The organism is Mycolicibacter icosiumassiliensis, assembly GCF_900078685.2.
In the GTDB taxonomy this organism is placed as follows: domain Bacteria; phylum Actinomycetota; class Actinomycetes; order Mycobacteriales; family Mycobacteriaceae; genus Mycobacterium; species Mycobacterium icosiumassiliensis.
Genome location: NZ_LT546166.1, coordinates 414523 through 435217 on the forward strand (window position 1 = coordinate 414523; position 20695 = coordinate 435217).

Genomic DNA, 20695 nt, shown 5'->3' on the forward strand with positions numbered 1-20695 from the left:
ATCCGCCGTTGCCGTTGATTGGCAAGGACGTGGCGGAACTTCCGGGCCCGCGGAGGTGTGCAACCCCCCGCCCGCCGACTCCAGCCAGATCGCCCGCTCGCCCCGGTTGGCCAACCACAGCCGCCCACGCGCCCGGATCACTCCGTCGAGCAGGGCATCGAGGGCCGTGTGCAGGCGCTGCGGGTGAAACGGTCGGCGGGCGTGGAATTCGATCAGCTCAACCGAGCCCTCGGCCCGCAGCGGCGGTTGACCGGCCAGCAGCGGGGCGTGTGGATCATCGCCGCGACCGCGGCGCGCGCCCTCGTCGAGATGGGTTAGCGCCTGTTCCAGGCGTTCGGTGCCGACGGTGATGCGTGCCCGCGGCGCCAACCGGCGCAGCACCGCCAACGCAGTGGGGTCCGGGTCGAAAACCACGAGAGCATCGGCGGATTCGGCCTGGCCGACCACCACCTGCGCGATGGTGCGGCCGTCGTCGAGTTCGTCGTCGCCGAGCGCCTGCGGCAGCCACGCCGTGGCATCGAGACAGCTGACGACCGCAGCGACCGTCACATCGCGGCCGGCCGGGCCGTCGATGTATCCCGGTCCGACCCGGACCCGCACGTTGCGGATCGCCCAGCAGATGGGCTGCGGCTCCAGCCAGTGCGGCAGCTGAACGACGATGCGCTCAACGCCGGCGCGCCGGTGCAGCCGGCGCAACAGGACCAGCAGATCGTTGCGCAGCGTGCAGGACACGCAGCCGTGCGCCAACTCCAGGGCCAATGTCGTGGCAGCGGCTGTCGTGCTGATGGTTTCCCGCACCACCACGTGACCGTCCAGGCGGTAGGCGACGGTTACCGTGCCCGCCTTGACCTGCAAGGCTTTGGTCGCTGCGGCGGTGCCGTACTGCCCGGCCACCAGGATCACCGGAGTCCGCATCATCCTCCTATTGAAAATCATTGTCATTAAAGCCGTTCCTACGGTAGCCTTCAGCGCGTCGCTTGTCGACAATCGTTTTCAATAAGGCTTGAAGGGGAGTTCCGTTGTCTGCACGCTGCCAAGTCACCGGCCGGGTGCCCGGATTCGGGAATGCGGTGTCGCACTCGCATCGCCGCACCCGGCGCCGCTGGTCGCCGAACATCCAGGTCAGGACCTACTACCTGCCCTCGCAAGACCGCCGGATCCGGCTACGGGTCAGCGCGAAGGGCATCAAGGTCATCGACCGTGACGGCATTGAGGCCGTGGTGGCCCGACTGCGGCGCGAAGGGCAGCGGATCTGATGGCGCGCACCGACATTCGTCCCATTGTGAAACTGCGCTCTACCGCGGGCACCGGCTACACCTATGTCACCCGCAAGAACCGCCGCAACGACCCCGACCGCCTGGTGTTGCGCAAGTACGATCCCGTCGTCCGTCGCCATGTCGACTTCCGGGAGGAGCGCTGAGTCATGGCCAAGAAATCCAAGATCGTGAAGAACGAGCAGCGCCGAGCGCTGGTGGCCCGCTATGCCGAGCGGCGCACTGAGCTCAAGGAAATCATTCGCTCGACGTCGAGCAGCCAGGAACAGCGACTGGCCGCCCAGCGCGCACTGGCTCGCCAACCGCGCGATGCTAGCCCGGTGCGGCTGCGCAACCGCGACAGCTCCGATGGGCGTCCCCGCGGCTATCTGCGCAAGTTCGGGCTGTCGCGCGTGCGGGTGCGCCAGCTGGCGCACGACGGCCACCTGCCCGGCGTCCGGAAAGCGAGCTGGTAGATGACGGTCAAACCCAAAGGGCCGCGGCGTGTTCCACGGAGCCCGGCCAGGTCCGCGAAACCGAACCTGCTCGCCAAACTGGGCCTGACGGTGGTCGACTACAAAGACACCGCCACGCTGCGCATCTTCATCTCCCCGCGCGGCAAGATCCGCGCACGGGACGTCACCGGACTCACCGTTCGTCAACAACGCCAGGTCGCGTGTGCCATCAAGAACGCCCGGGAGATGGCGCTGCTGCCATATCCGGGGCCCACGGCCGAGGGCTGACCGGCGCGCGCTGCGTTACGCCGGGTTACGTCTGGTGGGCCGGTCGTGGACGACGATCGGCCACCAGAACCAGCGGCCTGCCAAGGTCGCGACGGCCGGGATGACCAGGGACCGGATGAGCAGCGTGTCCAGCAGCAGTCCCAGGCCGACGGCGGTGCCGGTCTGGGCGATGTTGTGTGCGTAGCCGGCGAGCATCGCGAACATGGTGAAACCGAAGACCAGCCCGGCGGTGGTGACCACCCCGCCGGTGTTGACCATGGCGCGGATGATCCCGGTCTTGATGCCGCCGCCGATCTCCTCTTTGAACCGCGCGACCAGCAGCATGTTGTAGTCGGCGCCCACCGCGACGAGAAAGACGAAGGAGACCGGGGCCACCGACCAGTGCAGCGGGTTGCCGATGATGTCCTGCCAGACGAAAGCGGTCAATCCCAGTGCCGCCAGATATGACAGTGCTACGGTCCCGATGACTGCGAGCGCTGCGACCAGACTGCGCAGCAGGATCAGGATCACACAGAACACGAACGCGAACGCGGCAACCGCACTGGTGACGAAGTCTTCGCGCGCGAAGGCCTCAATGTTGAGCAGGGTGCCGCCCGGCCCACCGAGGCTCACGGTGCTGCCCGCCAGCGATGTCCCTTTGATCGCCTGCAGCGCGGCCGGGATGACTCTGGCGCTGACATCCATGGCTTCGCGGCTGAACCCCTCCATCTCGGGGGTGACGACCATGCGCGTCATCGTGCCGTCGGGGGAGAAGAAGTACGGCATCGCGTTCTTGAACAGGGGATTGTCGAATGCCTGGCTGGGGAGGAAGAACCCGCCGTTGGGGTCGCCACCCGCGAAGCTCTGACTGAGTTCCTCGGTGAACGTGGTCATTTCGGCAATCTGGGGAACGAGTGTCTGCAAGGTGGCGCGCACCGGGGCGGTCGCGGCGTTGACCTGTGCGGCGAAGTCCTTCAGGTCGGCGAGCTGGGTGGACAGTTCGGGCAGGGTGTGAGCGACCGAGCGTGTTCCGTCAGCCAGCCGGTTCACCAACCCATCGAAACGATGCAGGTCGTCGAAGAGGGAGAAGCTGGTGAGTGCGGCCCGGCAGGGGTCGTTGTCCCCGCAGTCGGGGATGGCATCGATGAACGTGCGCGCGGGTGCGGTGGCGTCGCGCAGCGAGTCCATCTTCGTAACGACGGCGCTGAGAACCGATTGGAGTTCGGTTGCGCTGCCGTTGATCTCGTCGCTGCCTGCGCGCCCGGTGTGCAGAGCCCGCTCAATTCCCTCGATGGTGAGTTGGAGTTGTCCCACCTGGCCGTTGAGGATGAGCAGGTCATCGGAGCGCCGGCTGAGCACGTCGGTCATCTGCGTCGCGCGTTGACCGAGGTAGCCCGCCTGGGAGGCCAGCGTGCCCTGCTCCAGCGGGGTGCCCAGGGGGCGGGTGATTCCCTGAACGTTGGAGATTCCGGGAATGGCCAGCACCGCATTGGCGATCTTGGCCAGGGCGATCATGTCCGACGGATTACGCATGTCGTGATCGGATTCGACAAGAAAAACGCTGGGGGACATGATGTTCGGCGGAAGGTGGCGGTCAGCCGCAGCGATACCCAGGTTGGCGGGCGAGTCACTGGGCTGGGCGATGCGCTCGTTATAGCTGGGATGAAACGTCGGCAGCACCAGCAGGGCCAGGCTCAGCACCGCCAGGGAACCCACCAGCACGGGTCCCGGCCAGCGCACCACGTAGGTGGCGATCCGGCGCCAGCGACGCAGCGAGCGCTGGCCGCGGGGTTCGAAGAAGCCGAACCGGCTGCCGATCGCGAGGGTGGCCGGCCCCAACGTCAGTGCGGCGGCGAGCGTGATGACGACCGCGATGGTGCACGGCAATCCCGAAGTGCTGAAGATCGCCAGTCGGGTGAATGTCATGCAGGCGGTTGCCCCGGCTATGGTCAGCCCCGAGGCGATGATGATGTGTTGAACGCCCCGTAGCGCCGTGTAGTACGCGGTGGTCGGGTCTTCCCCGGCCCGGCGTGCCTCCTGGTAGCGGCCCAGCAGGAAGATGCCGTAGTCGATGCCGGCTCCCAGGACCATGACTGCCATCAGCGCTGAGGCGAAGATGGAGACGCCGATGATCTGGTGGCTTCCCAGCAGCGCGACCACCGGTCGGCCGACGCCGAGGCCGGCCCCGGCGACCAGCATCGGCATCGCCACCGTGATCGGTGAGCGGTATACCCAAAACAGAATGGCGCCGACGAGCGCGCCGCAGGCGATCAGGAGCAACAGGATCGAGTCGTTGATCGACACGAGTTCGTCGTTGACGACCGCTGACGGCCCGGTCAGATATGCCGTGATCCCCGGTGGCGGTGGGGTGGCGGCGATGATGTCGCGGACGGACTGGGTCGAGGCCATCGCCAGCGCGGTGCCCATGTTGCCGCTCAGATTGAGCAGTACGTAGGCGGCCTTGCCGTCGGCGCTCTCGTTCGCCGCGGCGAATTGGGGATCGGACCAGAGGTCCATTGCGGAGTTGACGTGCGTTGTGTCGGCATTGATCCGGTCCAGCAGCGTCGCGTAGTACCGGTGAGCGTCCGGGCCCAGGGGCTCGTCGCCTTCGAGGAGTAGGTAGACAAAGTTGTTGGTGCCGGCGCCGCCGAAATGCTCGCCCAGTTTCACGATGGCCTGCACTGAGGCGGCATCGTCGGGCAGAAACGACTTCGCATGCTCCTTGATGACCGTCTCCAATTGCGGGATGGCGAGATTGAGCACGCCGGCGGCGCCCAGCCACAGCACCATGATGGGTAGTGCGAACGTGTAGAGCAGCCGAGCAACCAGGGGCCGGCGGGCCGGCGTCGTCATGCGACCGGCTCCTTGCATGCCACCGCCGACGACACCGATGACTGCTCGTCGCGGACCTGCCCGTCGACGACGACGCGACAGGACAGCGGTTCATTCTCGGACTGCGCCATCACACCGGTCGGGACGGTGATGTGTTGCGTCCGCAGCGTGGCCTGCCACGGCAGGGTGGCTGATACCTGGCGCACGGTGCCGTCGACGTCGAGGTAAGAGGCGAAGATCGCGGTGCCGGCAGGACCGTCTACGCGGTATTCGACGATCTTCTCTTTGAGTCGCCCGACCGTCGGCGGGCGCAGCGAATGTCCGACCGCAGGGTCGGGGATGTCGCTGAGCCTCAGGTGGGCGATGAACGCACCGGTGGCGCCCAGTGTTGCGGCCACGACCAGATACACCCAGGCGGAACGCATCTCACGCAGCGCCGTCGGTGAAGGTGACGGTGCGTGCGCGCGCGGCGACCGGAACGGGCCGCGTCTTGCCGGTCTTGCGGCCGGTGGTCTGCAGTTCGGTGGCCAGCGTGGTGCTGATGCCGATGCGGCCCAGTGCAGATACCAGGAGATTGGCGAGGTAGCGCCCCACTCGGCGCTCGACGCGGAATTTGCGTAGGGCTTGCTCGGCGCTTCGTGTCATGGCTGCTTTCCATCCCCTGCGCCGGGCGAACCAGCCTGGCGATCGTTGGTATACCGAATGGTCTACTTGTGTGCTGCGAGGCTAGTAGACTGATCGGTATATCGCAACAATCGGGGGCCGGGAAAGGTGATGGTGATGGCGGCGCGCGACCGGCTCATTGACAGCGCAATCGCGTTACTGCAGCGCAACGGTGTTGCGGGCACCGGGATCTCCGAACTGCTCGCGCACAGCCGGGTTGCTCGTCGCTCGGTATATCTGAACTTCCCCGGCGGCAAAGCCGAACTCGTCGCCGACGCGGCGAGAACGGCGGGCCAGGCCGCATCCGGCATGATTCGGCGGTTGTTGGCCGAGGCGGACGCGGTGACCGCGGTCGAGGCGTTCATTGCGGTATGGAAGGACGCCTTGATCGGCAGCGACTTTCGTGCGGGCTGTCCGATCGTGGCCGCGGCGCTGGGAAGGTCCGAAGCTCCCGATGCCGCAGACGTGGCCGGCGCCGTGTTCGCCGACTGGGAGCGTCTGCTGACCGGCCGGCTCGAAGAGGCCGACGTCGAGCCCGAAACCGCGCAGCAGCTGGCCACCACCACTGTCGCGGCGGTTGAAGGCGCAGTAATCATGTCGTTGGCTGCAAAATCAGTGGCGCCCCTTCAGCGCACGGGACAGCTGCTGAAAGGGCTTGTCGCGCAGCATACGCGGCCCTAAGTCGGACCGACGGCTTCGCGGCTCAGCCGATGTGGAACACGACCTCCAGGGCCAGAAATCCGAAGATGAGCAGCCCGAGGATGCCGACGAGCACCGGAAGAACAAGTACTGGGTCTTTCATGGATCGAGACGCTATACAGCCGCCCGTTGTAAAAAATGGAAAAGTGTTGCCGATCACGCCATCTGGGGACTTTGGTCCGTGACTCGTGTCACGGCCCTCGTGGCGGGTCGGGCGCCAGGCTGCCGTCCGGGGCGATGTGGGCGCGGCCGCCCGCAGTGCATCGGTCACCCCCGAGGCGGTCGGGGCCATCGCCTCGGCCGGACTGCAGGTCGCCGCGCTGCCAGTTCGGGAAGCCGCCCGGATGCTGTCCGGCGAAGCCACCACCGCGACGCTGACCCGCAGGTGCTGGCGCGGGGAGAACCGCGCCTGGATCGAGGTCCGTGGCTTGACTGAATCCCCCGAACTCGGGCAGCGGGTGCTCGACACGCTTGTCGCCGAACCCGGTGTGGTGTCGGCGCGGCTGAACCGCCCGTTGTCTCGGGTCGTGGTGGAACTCGCTGTCGATGGTGAGCAGGTATCACTGAACGACCTGTGCCGCCTGATCTCCGGGGTCGAACGCGGCTACCGCTCCGAAGGTGCGGCAGCGTCGACCGATGCTGCACCGGCTACCGTCCTGCCGGGCGACGGATTGTTGCTGATGGCCCGGGGCGTGATGGTCGGCGTGAATGCCGCCGGGCTGGCCATCGCGGTCGCCGGGCGCGCGCTGCGGCTACCGCAGGCACCGATCACGGTCGACGCCGTCGCGGCGTTGGCGAACTACCAGCCGTGGCTGCGCCAGCAGCTCGCCGATCGAATCGGCCGGGGCCCGGCCGACACGGTGTTGTCGCTGATCTCCACCGGAGCGCGGATCGCCACCCTGTCGCCGGCCACGCTGGCAGTGGACTTGGCATTGCAGGGTGTCAAGGCCGCCGAATCTCAGGCCGCGGCGCAGGCCTGGATCCGCCACGAGCCCCACCTGGCCCGGCACGCCGACCAGGCGCAGGTACACGTCCCGTCGCGGCCGGTGCCCCTACCGGAGGGGGCGGTCGACCGGCATGGCCGCCGAGCGGGCTACGTCCAGTTGTTCGGTGCCGGCCTAGTGGGAGTGCTCACCCGCAATGTCACCACCGCCGCCACCGCGGCCGTGGTCGCCGGCCCGAAAGCCATGCGCACCACGACGGAATCGTTCGCGGCCACCTTGAGCCGGTCGTTGGTCGAGCAGCACTCGGCGCTGCCGTTGCGCCCGGAGGGCATGCGCCGACTCGATCGCGTCGACGCCGTGCTCATCGATCCGCGATTGCTCTGCTCCGCCAACGCGCGCCACCCACTGGCCTCGGCGCTGCTGGCCGAGGCGCGGGCGTCCGGCGCAGAACTGGTCACCCTCGACGTCGAGGTCCTGGGGGAACTGCGTCCTGCCTTCGACGAACTGGCGCCGGTCGATATCGCCGCCAACGACGAACAACTCGACGAGGCGCTGGCCGCCGCGCTGACGGAACGTCAGGCAGCCGGCCGCACCGTTGCGGTGCTGACGTCGACCGGCGCGCTGGCCCTCGCCTGCGCCGACGTCGGCCTGGGGATCCTGCCCGACGACACGGCGATTGCGCCGCCGTGGGAAGCGGATCTGCTGCTGGCCGACCTGGCGGGCGCCTGGCGGGTGCTGCACGCGATACCGGCGGCGCGTGCGGCTGCCCAGCGCGGTATCTCGCTGTCCACCGGCGCATCGACGATCGGTGCACTGCTGATGGTTCCCGGGGTGCGGGCCGGCCGGGGCAGGGGAGGTCCCGGGCCGGTCACCGCCGGGGCGGCCACCGGATTGCTCTCGGGATACCTGCTGGCTCGCCAGGTGGCTCGGACGCCGGCGCCGCGACCCGCACCGGCTTACCAGTGGCACGCCATGTCGCTCGACGAGGTCCGCGCGATCCTGCCGGTTCCCGACGTCGCCTGCGCCGCCGCCGATCTCGACGCCGCGCCGCCGCACATGGCATGGCAGTTCATCAAGGCGGTGCGCACCGAACTGTCGGATCCGCTGATGCCGGTGCTGGCACTCAGCTCGGTGGCCACCGCAATGCTGGGCTCGCCGGTCGATGCGTTGATGGTCAGCACGGTGTTGATCGGCAACTGCATGCTCGCGGCAGGCCAGCAACTGCAGGCCGAGAATCGGCTGAACCGGCTGCTGGCCCAACAGACCCCGCCGGCCCGCACCGTCGAGCCGGGCACCAACCGCTACGCCGAGATCGTCGCGGACCGGTTGGTGCCCGGCACCGTGATCGAGGTCCGCAGCAACGAGGTGGTGCCCGCCGACGCGCGGCTGATCGAGGCCACCGACCTTGAAGTCGACGAATCCTCCCTCACCGGCGAGTCACTGTCGGTGGACAAGCAGACCGCGGCCACACCGGGCGCTGAACTCGCCGACCGGCGCTGCATGCTCTACGCGGGCACCACGGTCGTCGCCGGTACCGCACGGGCACTGGTCACCGCCGTCGGCGCCGACACCCAGGCTCGCCGCGCCGCCGAACTGGCCGGCGGGAACCTGCCGGTCGTTGGCCTGCAGCACCAACTCAGCCAGCTCATGAGTCGCGCCTTCCCCGCCAGCGCCGCCGGTGGCCTGATGGTGGGCCTGCTTGGAATGCTGCGCGGCGGTGGCCTACGTCTGGCACTGGGCAACGCGATCGCGGTCGCGGTGGCCGCGGTTCCCGAGGGCATGCCGTTGATGGCGACCCTGGCGCAGCACGCCTCGGCGCAACGCCTGAGCAAATCCGCTGCGCTAGTGCGCATTCCCCGCTCGGTGGAAGCCCTTGGCCGGGTGGAGGTGGTCTGCTTCGACAAGACCGGAACGCTCAGCGAGAACCGGCTTCGCGTCACCCGGGTGCACCCGGTGCCGGGGTACTCAGACGATGACGTGCTGCGCTGCGCGGCCAACGCCGCGCCGGCACCCGAGGGCGACCCCCACACGCATGCCACCGATCAGGCCGTCACCGAGGCGGCCGCCGGCATCAGCGGCGGCGCGCCCCTGTGGAGCACCCCGGACGCGCACCTGCCGTTCCGCTCCGGCCGGGCGTTCTCGGCGTCGGTGTTGGGCAAGGAGCTGATGATCAAGGGGGCGCCGGAAGTGGTGCTGGCCGCCTGCAAGGGCCTCGGCGCGGAGAGTGGCGCCCCGGTGGCGGAACTGGCGGCCGGCGGGCTGCGGGTGATCGCGGTGGCGCAGCGCCGGCTCACCGCCGCACAGGTGACGTCGCTGGCCGACGACCCGGACGCCATCACCGGACTGTGCCGCGACGGACTGACGTTGACCGGGTTCCTCGGCATCTCCGACACCCCGCGTGCCGAAGCGCCGCAATTGCTCGCCGACCTGGCCGACCGGGGCGTGGGTATCCGGCTGATCACCGGCGATCACCCTGTCACCGCCACCGCAATCGCCGCGGAGCTGGGCGTACCGGTCACCGCCGATCAGGTCATCACCGGATCCGAGTGGAATGCGTTGGCGCGCAAGGACCAGGAACGCGTGGTAGGCGAGCGGGTGATCTTCGCCCGGATGTCCCCGGAGAACAAGGTGCAGGTCGTGCAGACCCTCGAACGCAGCGGACGGGTCTGCGCCATGGTCGGCGACGGCGCCAACGACGCGGCCGCGATCCGGGCCGCCAGCGTGGGTCTGGGTGTCGTCGCGCGCGGCAGCGACTCAGCGCACACCACCGCCGACATCGTGTTGACCGACGGGCGCATCGGCGCACTGGTGGATGCCATCGACGAGGGCCAGCGGCTCTGGCGCGGTGTGCAACTGGCGGTGACCGGCCTGCTCGGCGGCAACGTCGGCGAGGTGATCTTCGGTGTCATCGGCACCGCGCTGTCGGGAACCTCGCCGCTGAACAATCGCCAACTTTTGCTGATGAACATGCTGACCGACGCGCTGCCGGCCACCGCGGTTGCGGTCAGCACCCCCGCCGGCTCCTCGCATCGGGTGGTGCAAGGCATCGACGAGCGCAGCCTGATGCGTGCCGTCGCGGTCCGCGGGGCGATCACCGGCGCGGCGGCCAGCGCCGCATGGGGGATGGCCTCACTCACTGGGCGCCGGCAACGTGCCGCGACGGTCGCGTTGATCACCCTGGTCACCACCGAACTGGCCCAGACCCTGGTCGACTCCCACGCACCGTTGGTGCTGCTCACCGCCGCTGGTTCGTTCGCGGCGTTCGCGGCGATGATCAGCCTGCCCGGAATCAGCCAGCTGCTGGGGTGCGTCCCGGTAGGTCCACTGGGCTGGTCGCAGGCCCTGGGCGCCACCGGCGCCGCAGTCCTGGCGATCGCCGCGGCGCCGCACGTGCTGCCTGGTGGACGGCGCGAGTCACCGGAGCGCGAGTCACCGGAGACGGGCACTGAGGCCGGGCCTGGACCGCTGGCTACCGTGCAGGTGCTGCGGCCGGTAGGCGACGAGGTCTCCTCGGCTGTGGGCGTGGGTGGGTCTACCGTGAGGGTCAGCCGTACCAACTGACCAGCGGAGGCGTGGCATGCACCCATTCCGGCAAGCCGTCGAGGCCCGTGACGCTGCGGCCATCGAGGCGTTGCTGTCCGACGACGTCGTGTTCACCAGCCCGGTGGCGTTCAAGCCTTACCCGGGCAAGCCGGTCACCGCGGCGATCCTGCGCGCGGTGATGCGTGTTTTCGAGGATTTCCACTACGTGCGGGAGATTGCTGACGCGGGCGGGCGCGACCATGCCCTGATCTTCGAAGCGTCGGTGGACGGCAAACGGCTCTCCGGATGCGACTTCCTGCACATCGACGACGACGGGAAGATCGACGACTTCGTCGTGATGGTCCGGCCGCTGTCGGCGGCCACCGCGCTGGCCGAAGCCATGGCGCAGCAGTTCGAGCAGATCACCCGGGAGGCTGTGGAGCAGGGCGGTGCCGGGTAGCACCGTGATCGCCGCCCTGTTTGATATTTCCTTGGCGTCGTCGTCGCGTTTCCGGTGAGTTGCAGTATGCGGGGCCGCCGAGGCCTATAGTTGACGACGGCGATGAGGCTCGCCATAACCGCCGATTCGGCTGATGGCTTCTACCTACTGGATGGCGCGTGTTAGTAGGCAGGAGGCCAACGCATGCCTTACCCAGCACCATTACAGTTGGCCATCCCAAGCCCCACCGTCGGGGTTGATCTGCTGCAACGCGGCCTTAGGACTGGGCGGCTGGTCCGGTATTGGATTGGTCGCCAACGTTTTACCACCAACCTCGTGTTCGGGTACGTATTCGGTTACAGGCGTGGCGAATACGTGCGAAGCCGACCAATCTGGCGAGGCGTCATAGCTGTTAGTTAGCCGGCAAGCGCCGGTTGCCGAACGGAAGGCGGGCGAAATGGATTTCGGAGCGTTGCCACCCGAAGTCAACTCAGCGCGGATGTATTCCGGGCCGGGAGCCGGGCCGATGCTGGCGGCCGCGGCAGCCTGGGACGCAGTCGCGGCAGAACTCAGCTCTACGGCTTCTGCGTATAACTCTGTGGTGGCCGGGTTGGCCAACGAATGGACGGGCGCGTCCTCGAAGGCAATGGCTGCGTCAGCCCAACCCTATGTGACGTGGATGTCGAGTACCGCGAGCCAGGCCGGGCATACCGCCGCCGGCGCCAGGGCTGCAGCCACGGCCTACGACGCGGCGTTCACGGCGACGGTTCCCCCGGCAGTGATTGCGGCGAACCGCAGCATGCTGGCGACTTTAATATCCACCAATATCCTGGGCCAAAACACCACTGCGATAGCGGCTACCGAAGCTCACTACGCCGAAATGTGGGCACAGGACGCGGCCGCTATGTACGGCTATGCCGGCGCAGCGGCTGCTGCTGCGCGCGTCGCGCCATTCGGCGAGCCTCCGCAGACGACCAACCCGGCTGGCGCAACGACTCAAGCCGCGTCTGTTGCCCAATCCACCGCGACGACCATGTCGCACGCGCAGTCGTTGCCCCAACTCCTCCTGGCGCTTCCTACGTCGTTGAACGGCCTTGCCACGCCGGTTTCAGCGGCGGCGAGTCCTGCAGCAGCGGGGGATCTGGGTGCGTTGCTGACGGCTCTCAACTCCTTTGTTGTCGGCCCGCTGTCACCGGCGTCGCTATTCACCATAGGCGGGGTGCCGGGCCTGTTGGGAGTCCAGAGCTATCTCCTTCCCCAGGCCGCTGCCAACCTGACCACCGGTGCCGAAAAGGTGTCCAAACTTCCCTACGATGTGGTCGGCGAACCACTAGCGGGAGTGCTGGGGATGCAGCCACCCTCGCTCGCCTCGACGGCAATGGGCACTGTGGGTGCACAGACCGGAAGCGCGGGTCGCCTCGCGGGCATGGCGGTCCCGCCGGGATGGTTCTCAGCTGCGCCCGCGGTCAAAACAGCGGCCGCGATGTTGCCCGAAAGCAACTTCGCCTTCGCCCCGACGGCCATCGCGGCGGACAGTGAATCGGGCCTGCTGAACAACATCGCCGTCTCCAGCCTGGCCGGCCGGGGCATGGTCGGAGCCGGCGACCCGGCTGCCCGGCAGATGACTGCGGCGAGTCAGGCGTCGACGAAGGAATTCGCCCCAGCAACCGAGTTCGCCACCACGGTCAACATCTTCGTGCTTCGCGAGGGTGACTGATGTCGTTCTGCAGGGATTGAGGAAGCTAGCCATGGACTTTGCAGCTCTGCCGCCAGAAATCAACTCAGCGCGCATGTATGCCGGACCCGGACCGGAATCGCTGCAGGCCGCAGCGGCGTCCTGGGACCTGCTGGCAGTCGATTTGCGCGCTGCGGCGAGTTCATATTCGTCGGTAATCTCCGGTCTGACCACTGCCTGGACTGGTCCGTCATCGGTGGCCATGTCGGCCGCAGCCGCCCCCTTTGCGTCATGGTTGGCCACCACTGCAGCGCAAGCCGAGCAGACCGCCGGTCAGGCTAGGGCTGCGATCGCGGCCTACGAAACCGCCTATGCCGCCACAATCCCGCCGCAGGTCATTGCAGTCAACCGCGCTGTCCTCGCAGAACTGGTTGCTAACAACATCTTTGGCCAGAACGCTGTGGCGATAGCGGCTAACGAAGCTCAGTACGCGAGTATGTGGGCGCAGGATGTTGTCGCAATGTACGGCTACGCTGGGCAATCCGCGGCCGCCACCAGGATCACGCCTTTCACCGAGCCGGCGCAGAACTCCAATCCGGCCGGTACTGCGAATCAAGCCGCCGCGGTGGCGTCCGGCCTCGGAAACCGTGCCGCATCAGACACCTCATCGGTGCTGTCCCGAGTGATGTCGGCGGCTCCGACCGCGTTGCAGGGCCTCACATCCCCGGCGGCCGCTACCGACCCCATCACCTGGCTGACCGATTTGTTGAACTCCATCAACTCATCTCCATTGGCGCCGATAGCCGCCCAGGTCGAGCTGTTGCCAAAACTGATCTTGCCGGCCAACGATGTCATGATCAGCACGATCATGGGCCTGGTGATCGCCGGAAGACGGTTGTCGGATATCGCCGTCGGAGCCGCAGCGGGGGCCGCGGCGGCTGCCGCGCCCGCGGTCGCCTCGACGGCAGGGGCCACGGCGGTGGCGGCGAGTGTCGGCCAGGCGGGAATGGTCGGTGCATTGGCGACCCCACCGACCTGGGCGGCGGCCACCCCGGCGATCAGAACCGTGGCTGCGGTGTTGTCGTCGTCCGGGCATGCGGTTTCGGCCGCGGCGGTGAGCGAGGGGAGTCTGATGAGCAACGCTGCCCTCGCCGGCATGGCCGCGGGTGCGGCCGGTACCGCCGCCACCCGCGGCCTGGCCGGTGGTGGAAGCAATGGCGGCGCCACGATGAGCAAGGACTTCAAGACCGTCAAAGACGTTCAGGATCGCCGGTCGTCGCCGGGGCTGCAACGTCTGGTGGCCGAAATGGCGGAGAAGCCGGAGAGCGTGCAGCACTGGCATACCGATTCCGAACACCTCGACTCGCTGCTGGCCGAGCTGGAGCACAAACCGGGAATCCACGCTGTGCACGTCGCCACGGTTGACAAATCCCGGATGATGCCTCGGGGCACGCAGCAACCGTAGGAGCATGCGCTGGCGCTTGCCACGCCCATCACGGCCCGGCTCGGCCGGCTGGCGTGTCGGCCGTCCAGGCAAAGTTATCCGGGACAACTTGATCAGTGGCCCTTGGGCTTTCGATGCGTGCTTATCTTTACCTTCTGACCGGTTCGTCTCGAAGCAACACAACCGGGTGGCCTTCCTATCGGCGTGGCGGTCAGGTTCGGTGTAACAGTCAGGAACCCGCCAACCGAGCGACAGGGAACCGTAAGGTCGCGCGGGCACGATTAAAATCATCATGAGTAAAACTCTGGTATGAACTGGAGTCCCTGCGCCGCCTGATGTCAGGCGGTCACTCTCTGCGGCGTCGTAGAGGGAGCTTGGTCGCATGGCCGGGCCGGGGCCGTAGCTGCAGGTGCGGCCGCGGATTACTAGGTGATATTTGGCGGGTTGTGCAGTGGACTGCATCGGCCCGCGAAGCCGGACCTACATGCGCATCGAAGGAGCGTTGAACGTGGAGAAACAAATGATTGCCCCCCAGCGGGTCCTCCGGGACTACCTCTCGGACTCGACTGTGTGGGCAGATTTTCTGGCACAGGGCGGCTTCGTTGACGGCGATATTGTCGTTGCGGACCCATTCAAGGCTGGAACCACCTGGACTCAACGGATCCTGCAGCAGATTCTGCACAACGGCGAGGAAAAAGAAGGCGGGCTGTCGGATACGTCGCCCTGGTTGGACTCAAGTTGGGGAAAGCATGCTGAAATGCTCCGAACTTTGAAGGAGCAGCGCGAGAACGGAATCCGGCGTGTAATCAAGTCCCACCTGCCGGCAGACGCGCTTCCGATCGCTCCGGAACCGCGCTATGTCTTTGTGGGCCGGAACGGCAAAGACCTCGGCATCAGTTTCCACAATTATCTCAAGAACTTCTCGGCTGCGACGATGTCGGAGATCAATCGGATACATGCCGAATGGTCGGCCAATTCAACACCTCTTACGATCCCGGACGATATGCAGAGGTTCTTCGACCTGTGGCTCGACAACGACGGCTACGAGTGTTGCGATCTGCTGGGCATCATGGCGTCGTGGTGGAAGCTCAAGGACGAACCCAATGTGCTTCTGGTTCACTACCGCCAGTTGAAGGACGACTTGCCGGGGCAGATCGTGCGGATCGCCGAGTTCTTGTCCATCGATCCGGGAACGCTGCGGATGGACGACATCCTTCGGCACTCTTCGTTTGAATACATGAAGGGACGCGCGGAGAAGATGGCGCCGTTCGGTGGCGAGCACATGTCGAGCGCCAAAGCGTTCTTTCACAAGGGCCCGAAACGCGATTTTCGGACGGAGTTGACTCCGGAGCAGATCGAACGATTTGACCGGAAGGCCTTGGAAAGGCTTGGCCCAGAATGCAGTCGTTGGCTGGAGAGCGGAGAGACCGTCTAAAGGCGGTCGAAGCAGCCTGGGGATGATGCTGTGGCTCAACCGCAGGTCTCGTGCCACGGGACGTTACTTTCGGCAACGTCCCGTGGCTCCGCTTGAGGGCTGGTGAATCTTATGTCTGTTCAGATGGTGGCAGCCCGAGATCGCTTCCTGGTGGTGAGCGTGGTGCTGCTCTATGTCGCCGTGATTGCGCTCGGGGCGCAGTTCAGTCGCGGTTACTTCGTACTTTTCCCTGGGTTAGTAGCGGTTGCATACGAAGTGTTGATGCGGCCCTGGGGTCGCTGGGCAAGCCAGCGTTGGCGGCTAATCGCCACCCCGGCCCTGGCGGCCGCTATCGGTACGGCGATCACCCTGGCATGTCGGTACTCCGTTATGAGCGTCCTCCTCGACGTTGTTCTATGTCTGCTGGTGCTTGTCGTTTTTCGGGCAAATATCTCCGCAGCGATGCCTGCTGGCTTACTGCCGCTCGTCTTGGAAATCAAGACCTGGTGGTACCCGGTTTCGGTAGCTGTCGGCTTGGTGGTGCTGGTCTGTGTTCTGGTGCCATGGCAGCGGCGGTGTCGGCAGCGGTATCAAGAAATTGGACAGGATGCCGCCAATGGGGCTGAAACGCTGAGTGATGCACCCGCCTTCGGGCGTCCCGGTCTCTGGATGTTCGTGCTTTTTATCGCCTTGATGGCATTATGCGCGGGGGCATCGGGTCTTCGGCTCATCTTGTTCCCTCCGCTTATCGTGCTGACTTACGAGATGTTCTTGCGTCCTACTAGTTGTCCCTGGGCAAGCAGACCGGGCGCTCTGATCGCCGCATGCTCGCTGACCGCGCTGGGGGGGTGGGTCGCAGTGAGCCTGCTGGACGCCAGCGCTATCGCGGCAGTCTGCGCGGCCGGCTTCGGAATTCTCGTGCTGCGTGCACTACAAATTCACGTGCCCCCCGCCTTGACGGTTGGGATACTGCCTGGCCTCATCACATCGCCCGGCATCGGATATCCCATATCCGTGATGGTGGGGACTGCAGCGCTGTGTCTAGCCTTTCTGCTCTGCCGTCCATGGTTGATTGCTGCGAGCGGCAGCAGAACGAAGAGTTTTAGTGATATGAGGAGCGCACAGTGCCAAATTCCCAATTAACGGCGGTCCTCTTCGTCCTGCTGCTGCTGGTCGGACTGGCACAAATACTCGGTTATCTATTCGTCAAGTTTCGTCAACCGAAAGTGGTTGGGGAGATCCTGGCTGGTGTCGTCGTGGGTCCTGCCGTTCTCGGCAGGATTCCGTGCGTGGCGCATGTGGTCGACACCGCCACCGGGGCTGGGATGATTTTGACGTTCGTCTACTGGCTCGGCTTGCTCTTGCTGATGTTCATTTCCGGTGCCGAGATGAAGCAACTGTTCGGTCGCGGTGAGCGCCGGACGGTGAGCTGGCTCATCATCGTGGGTACGGGGATACCGTTCTTGCTGGGGCTTACGTTAGGTCCGAACCTTATTCGGCCGAGTTTGGCTGGCCCGCACGGCAACCGAGTATCCCTAATCATCATTCTTGCGGTCGGGGTGGCCGTCACGTCGGTACCGGTGGTGTCAAAGATCTTCGCCGATCTCAACATTCTGCAGACCCGATTCGCGCGGATCGTCCTTGGTGTAGCTGTGCTGGAAGACATTGTTCTGTGGCTGGCGCTGGCCGTTGCGACGGCTGTCGCAGCCAAGGCCGCGCTGGATCCCTGGCAGATGTTCTGGCACCTCGTCATCACGGTGGCGTACTTCGGAATGGGCCTGACTGTTGTGCCGAAGTTGGTCCGGTGGATCAATAAGGCGAGTTGGAACGCTCTCGTGAGGCAATCGCCTACGGGCTATGCCATCGCTGTCCTGCTGGCGTACTGCGTGATCGCCGGTGCACTCGATGTGAACCTGGTGTTCGCGGCATTCCTGGCGGGCTTCGCCGTGGTCCATCCCAAGCGCCAAATCTTCGCCGACGCACTTCAAGCGATCGGCAAGGTTTCGTTCGCGTTCTTCATCCCGGTCTACTTCGCGATAGTTGGCCTGAAGCTGGACTTGATCCACGGCGTGTCACTACCGATGATCGTGATATTCATCGTCGGAACGTGTGCGGTCAAGATGGCATCGGTGTCGGCCGCCGGCCGGTTCGCAGGGTTCCGGGGACTGGATCTGGTCAACCTCGGGATTACGACCAACGCCCGTGGCGGTCCGGGCATCGTACTGGCCAGTGTGGCTTTCGACGCAGGCATCATCAGCCCGATGTTCTACACCACGCTGGTCGTGGCCGCGGTGATCACCTCCCAGATCGCCGGTGCCTGGCTGGGATATGTACTCAAACGAGGCTGGCCGCTATTGAAGGCCGACTCGGAGACCGGCGCCCCCGATGTGCTGGTCGATCGCGCATCACCGGATGCCAGCGTCGTCGTCGGGCGGGAAATGACCACGCGAGTCTCCGATGGCTCGCAGTGACGTATTCGTGGACATGTCTGTGCTGCAACGGCTCCATTCGCTGTGCGGTCTGAGCCGGCCGCACTTCGGGCCATTAGTGCGGAGCGCAAACTTGCAATGAAACGTCATCGACGTGGCCTTTCGCTGGAAGTCTACTGTGTGTTATCGGTTTGGGGTTGCCTGACCGGGCGACTTGCGAAAGACTGTCAAGTAATAGAATCGCGCTGGTTATAAATCATCGATGTGCTGATCGGTCCGGCGTGACATGGCGGTGGGGCTCGCCATAACTGCTCGTTGTGTTTCAACGGCCAACGGTCCCTGCGTAACAGATGGATGACGGCTGCCGCCGAGGCAGCGGTCGCAGTGTGACGCAGGAGGATTTTGCAGATGGCCCGAAATATAACGCTCATATGCGCGGCGGGCATTCGAACGTGCCGATGGCAGCGCGCCTTCATGTCGCACCGACTAGCTAATACGGTCGGTGGGAATCTGCCGAGAACCAATCAGAATCTACCCACTTCGCCAGATTTTATCTAGAAAGGCTGGTTTCGTGTTACATCTTGGTCATAACGGGAAAAAGATCGTCGAGCGTGTATCGCCGGCCGATGCTGCCAGAATAGAGCGGCTGCAGTGGCTCCCCATAACAAGGGCCACAGCACACGAGGTGATTAGCCTGTCGTACGGCTTCTTCACTCCGCTTACCGGCTTCATGAGTCGACGTGAGGTCGACGAGACATTGAATAGCATGCAACTTCCCGATGGAACGCTTTGGAGCATACCGATCGTTCTGGATGTGTCGGAAGAGTCGATCGTGTCGCGTGGCCTCAAAGTGGGCGACAGCGTGGTCCTTGAATATCTTGGCGCACCCATGGCGATCTTGGACATCGCCGAGATATATCAGTACGACCTGGAACAGATGGCCGAAAAGACCTATGGAACAACAGATGCTCGGCATCCAGGTGTGAAAAGGACCCTTGCCTATCAGGATAGATTCCTCGGCGGAGACATCACGCTCATCAACGAGCCGGTGTTCAACGAGCCGTTCAGGAGCTTCTGGCTCACTCCCCGGCAGCATAGGGAGGCGATGGCTCAAAAGTCGTGGACGCACATGGTGGCTCATCAGACGAGGAACGTTCCACACACTGGTCACGAAGCTCTGATGAAGCAGGCGTGGTTCGCGGCGAATGAGGACATGCCCGTCGACAATCTGAATACGGGTGTTCTCGTCAATGCCATTATCGGGCAGAAACGGGTCGGGGACTACATCGATGAGGCAATTCTTCTGGCGCAGGAGGCGTTGCGAACGAATGGCTATTTTCGAGAAGAGGTCCATATGGTCACGTTCACGCTCTGGGATATGCGATACGCGGGTCCGCGTGAGGCGATATTCCACGCCATCTTGAGGACGAACCTCGGATGCACGCACCATATGTTCGGTCGAGATCATGCGGGCGTGGGTAACTTCTACGACCCTTATGATGCGCAAAAGCTTCTCAAGCAGTATAGGGAGAAGCTGTCCATCAAGCCGGTGTTCCTGCGGGAAAACTGGTACTGCACGGAATGTTTGGAAGTAACGAATTCAGCATTGTGCGGGCATGATTCGAAGGCTCAAAGTTTTAGTGGAAGTCTGATTCGGAGTATTCTCACCGACGAGGTCAAGCCGACCCAGCGTGTCATGCGGCGCGAAGTCTTCGACATTGTGATGGAGGCCGCCGGAAAATACGGTATGGGTTCGCCGTTCGTCACCGACGAATACCTGAAGGATCGATCACCGGTCTTCGAGCTAGACCAGCTGGGCAGGAGTTGAGAGAATGAGCAGGAATACCTCCGGAATCACAATAAACGTGTGGATCAACGATGAACGTCTGAAGGCATTGCAGGAAGCCGGGATGGAACAGATGGCAAAAGAGGCTTTCGCCGGGATGATGCTGCTCCCGATCGAAGTTACCGAACAGCAGAAGGACTCGCTCCTCGGGCGCTATGCGTCGGCGAAGTACGATTCGTCCACCACGGGATCCATCGAGCTACTCCCCAAACGGGCGAAGGATGAGTTGTTGGAACTCGCAATAGAGATGCAGTCGACTGGTTCCGACGTTACCGGTCGGTTCCTCGAACGCGTATAGCTCGGCACTGCTATTACGAGTGCGTAGCACCCGATAACCCGATCTTTAAAAGGAGTCGTTACAAGTGAAGTTCGACGTGACCATCGAAATCCCCAAGGGCCAGCGCAACAAGTACGAGGTCGACCACGCCACCGGGCGGGTCAAGCTCGACCGCTACCTGTACACGCCGATGGGCTACCCCACCGATTACGGCTTCATCGAGGACACCCTCGGCGAGGACGGCGACCCGCTGGACGCCATGGTGCTGCTGCCGCAGTCGGTGTTCCCGGGTGTGCTGGTGCAGGCGCGTCCGGTCGGGATGTTCCAGATGACCGACGAAGCCGGCGGCGACGCCAAGGTGCTGTGCGTGCCGGCCGGTGACCACCGGTGGGACCACATTCAAGACATCAGCGACGTGCCCGACTACGAGCTGGACGCGATCAAGCACTTCTTCGTGCACTACAAGGACCTGGAGCCGGGCAAGTTCGTCAAGGCCGCCGACTGGGTGGGCCGCGGCGAAGCCGAGGCCGAGATCA

18 protein-coding genes, 1 pseudogene and 1 riboswitch are annotated in these 20695 nt (G+C 64.9%); of the genes and pseudogenes, 15 read left to right on the forward strand and 4 right to left on the reverse strand.

Annotation, left to right across the window (positions count from 1 at the left end):
• Nucleotides 1-48: 48 nt before the first annotated feature.
• A pseudogene (mrf, locus tag BN4346_RS25630) lies at nt 49-915 on the reverse strand (ribosome hibernation factor-recruiting GTPase MRF); the annotation flags it as partial.
• A 104-nt stretch (nt 916-1019) separates the two neighbouring features.
• On the opposite strand from mrf, the gene rpmB reads away from it, so the two are divergent.
• Genes rpmB through rpsR form a run of 4 tightly spaced genes read left to right on the forward strand, consistent with a single transcriptional unit; the run spans nt 1020 to nt 1996 of the window.
• The gene (rpmB, locus tag BN4346_RS25635; RefSeq protein WP_046285807.1) at nt 1020-1256 is read left to right on the forward strand and encodes a 50S ribosomal protein L28; all 237 of its coding nucleotides are present in this window, start codon (nt 1020-1022) and stop codon (nt 1254-1256) included.
• Nucleotides 1256-1420: a 50S ribosomal protein L33 gene (gene rpmG / locus BN4346_RS25640; RefSeq protein ID WP_024441797.1), complete on the forward strand. Its 165-nt coding sequence runs from the start codon at nt 1256-1258 to the stop codon at nt 1418-1420. Before rpmB ends, rpmG begins: the two co-directional genes overlap by 1 nt.
• Before the next feature lie 3 nt (nt 1421-1423).
• Complete coding sequence (rpsN, locus tag BN4346_RS25645; protein ID WP_067967467.1) at nt 1424-1729, forward strand: 30S ribosomal protein S14; 306 nt, start codon at nt 1424-1426, stop codon at nt 1727-1729.
• Nucleotides 1730-1996, forward strand: coding sequence for a 30S ribosomal protein S18 (gene rpsR / locus BN4346_RS25650; protein WP_067967468.1), 267 nt, complete (start codon nt 1730-1732; stop codon nt 1994-1996). It begins immediately after the preceding gene.
• 15 nt (nt 1997-2011) lie between these two features.
• Here the strand turns inward: rpsR and BN4346_RS25655 are convergent, their stop codons facing one another.
• From BN4346_RS25655 to BN4346_RS25665, 3 genes are read right to left on the reverse strand one after another with little or no spacing between them, the layout of a single operon-like run.
• A complete protein-coding gene (locus BN4346_RS25655) occupies nt 2012-4828 on the reverse strand; it encodes an MMPL/RND family transporter (RefSeq protein WP_067967469.1) in 2817 nt (938 codons plus the stop codon).
• Entirely contained in the window at nt 4825-5232 is a 408-nt protein-coding gene (locus BN4346_RS25660) for an MmpS family transport accessory protein (protein WP_067967470.1), read from the reverse strand. The genes BN4346_RS25655 and BN4346_RS25660 overlap by 4 nt, the downstream gene beginning before the upstream one ends.
• A 1-nt stretch (nt 5233) precedes the next feature.
• Nucleotides 5234-5452, reverse strand: a complete 219-nt coding sequence (locus BN4346_RS25665) for a hypothetical protein (RefSeq protein WP_067967472.1) — start codon at nt 5450-5452, stop codon at nt 5234-5236.
• Between the two features lie 135 nt (nt 5453-5587).
• Between BN4346_RS25665 and BN4346_RS25670 the strand changes: the two genes are divergently transcribed.
• The 11 genes from BN4346_RS25670 to BN4346_RS25720 form a co-directional block, all read left to right on the forward strand.
• On the forward strand, nt 5588-6151 hold the full coding sequence (locus tag BN4346_RS25670; RefSeq protein ID WP_067967665.1) for a TetR/AcrR family transcriptional regulator: 564 nt from the start codon (nt 5588-5590) through the stop codon (nt 6149-6151).
• 206 nt (nt 6152-6357) lie between these two features.
• Nucleotides 6358-10674 (forward strand): HAD-IC family P-type ATPase, encoded by a 4317-nt coding sequence (locus BN4346_RS25675; RefSeq protein WP_078058413.1) that lies wholly within the window; start codon nt 6358-6360, stop codon nt 10672-10674.
• A 16-nt stretch (nt 10675-10690) separates the two neighbouring features.
• Nucleotides 10691-11095, forward strand: a complete 405-nt coding sequence (locus tag BN4346_RS25680) for a nuclear transport factor 2 family protein (protein WP_067967474.1) — start codon at nt 10691-10693, stop codon at nt 11093-11095.
• An 89-nt stretch (nt 11096-11184) separates the two neighbouring features.
• A riboswitch (Fluoride riboswitch) is annotated at nt 11185-11245 on the forward strand.
• Nucleotides 11246-11531: 286 nt separating this feature from the next.
• Nucleotides 11532-12791 (forward strand): PPE family protein, encoded by a 1260-nt coding sequence (locus tag BN4346_RS49640; protein ID WP_067967475.1) that lies wholly within the window; start codon nt 11532-11534, stop codon nt 12789-12791.
• Between the two features lie 31 nt (nt 12792-12822).
• Complete coding sequence (locus BN4346_RS25690) at nt 12823-14214, forward strand: PPE family protein (protein ID WP_067967476.1); 1392 nt, start codon at nt 12823-12825, stop codon at nt 14212-14214.
• A gap of 463 nt (nt 14215-14677) precedes the next feature.
• The gene (locus BN4346_RS25695) at nt 14678-15628 is read left to right on the forward strand and encodes a sulfotransferase domain-containing protein (RefSeq protein WP_067967477.1); all 951 of its coding nucleotides are present in this window, start codon (nt 14678-14680) and stop codon (nt 15626-15628) included.
• 111 nt (nt 15629-15739) lie between these two features.
• Nucleotides 15740-16750, forward strand: a complete 1011-nt coding sequence (locus tag BN4346_RS25700; protein ID WP_235653520.1) for a hypothetical protein — start codon at nt 15740-15742, stop codon at nt 16748-16750.
• Nucleotides 16732-18078 (forward strand): cation:proton antiporter, encoded by a 1347-nt coding sequence (locus tag BN4346_RS25705; RefSeq protein WP_067967478.1) that lies wholly within the window; start codon nt 16732-16734, stop codon nt 18076-18078. The genes BN4346_RS25700 and BN4346_RS25705 overlap by 19 nt, the downstream gene beginning before the upstream one ends.
• A gap of 529 nt (nt 18079-18607) precedes the next feature.
• Nucleotides 18608-19864 (forward strand): sulfate adenylyltransferase, encoded by a 1257-nt coding sequence (gene sat / locus BN4346_RS25710; protein WP_067967479.1) that lies wholly within the window; start codon nt 18608-18610, stop codon nt 19862-19864.
• Nucleotides 19865-19868: 4 nt separating this feature from the next.
• Nucleotides 19869-20180, forward strand: coding sequence for a DUF6955 family protein (locus BN4346_RS25715; RefSeq protein ID WP_067967492.1), 312 nt, complete (start codon nt 19869-19871; stop codon nt 20178-20180).
• 64 nt (nt 20181-20244) lie between these two features.
• On the forward strand, nt 20245-20695 hold a 451-nt coding region (locus BN4346_RS25720), incomplete at its 3' end, for an inorganic diphosphatase (RefSeq protein WP_067967498.1).

Excerpts from the sequence above, each read along its gene's own strand:
- BN4346_RS25700 (WP_235653520.1), top strand. The coding sequence starts at position 15,740 with ATGTCTGTTCAGATGGTGGCAGCCCGAGATCGCTTCCTGGTGGTGAGC.
- rpsN (WP_067967467.1), top strand. The coding sequence starts at position 1,424 with ATGGCCAAGAAATCCAAGATCGTGAAGAACGAGCAGCGCCGAGCGCTG.
- BN4346_RS25690 (WP_067967476.1), top strand. The coding sequence starts at position 12,823 with ATGGACTTTGCAGCTCTGCCGCCAGAAATCAACTCAGCGCGCATGTAT.
- BN4346_RS25680 (WP_067967474.1), top strand. The coding sequence starts at position 10,691 with ATGCACCCATTCCGGCAAGCCGTCGAGGCCCGTGACGCTGCGGCCATC.
- BN4346_RS25665 (WP_067967472.1), bottom strand. The coding sequence starts at position 5,452 with ATGACACGAAGCGCCGAGCAAGCCCTACGCAAATTCCGCGTCGAGCGC.
- BN4346_RS25670 (WP_067967665.1), top strand. The coding sequence starts at position 5,588 with ATGGCGGCGCGCGACCGGCTCATTGACAGCGCAATCGCGTTACTGCAG.
- BN4346_RS25655 (WP_067967469.1), bottom strand. The coding sequence starts at position 4,828 with ATGACGACGCCGGCCCGCCGGCCCCTGGTTGCTCGGCTGCTCTACACG.
- rpsR (WP_067967468.1), top strand. The coding sequence starts at position 1,730 with ATGACGGTCAAACCCAAAGGGCCGCGGCGTGTTCCACGGAGCCCGGCC.
- BN4346_RS25695 (WP_067967477.1), top strand. The coding sequence starts at position 14,678 with ATGCGCATCGAAGGAGCGTTGAACGTGGAGAAACAAATGATTGCCCCC.
- BN4346_RS49640 (WP_067967475.1), top strand. The coding sequence starts at position 11,532 with ATGGATTTCGGAGCGTTGCCACCCGAAGTCAACTCAGCGCGGATGTAT.
- rpmG (WP_024441797.1), top strand. The coding sequence starts at position 1,256 with ATGGCGCGCACCGACATTCGTCCCATTGTGAAACTGCGCTCTACCGCG.
- BN4346_RS25660 (WP_067967470.1), bottom strand. The coding sequence starts at position 5,232 with ATGCGTTCCGCCTGGGTGTATCTGGTCGTGGCCGCAACACTGGGCGCC.
- BN4346_RS25715 (WP_067967492.1), top strand. The coding sequence starts at position 19,869 with ATGAGCAGGAATACCTCCGGAATCACAATAAACGTGTGGATCAACGAT.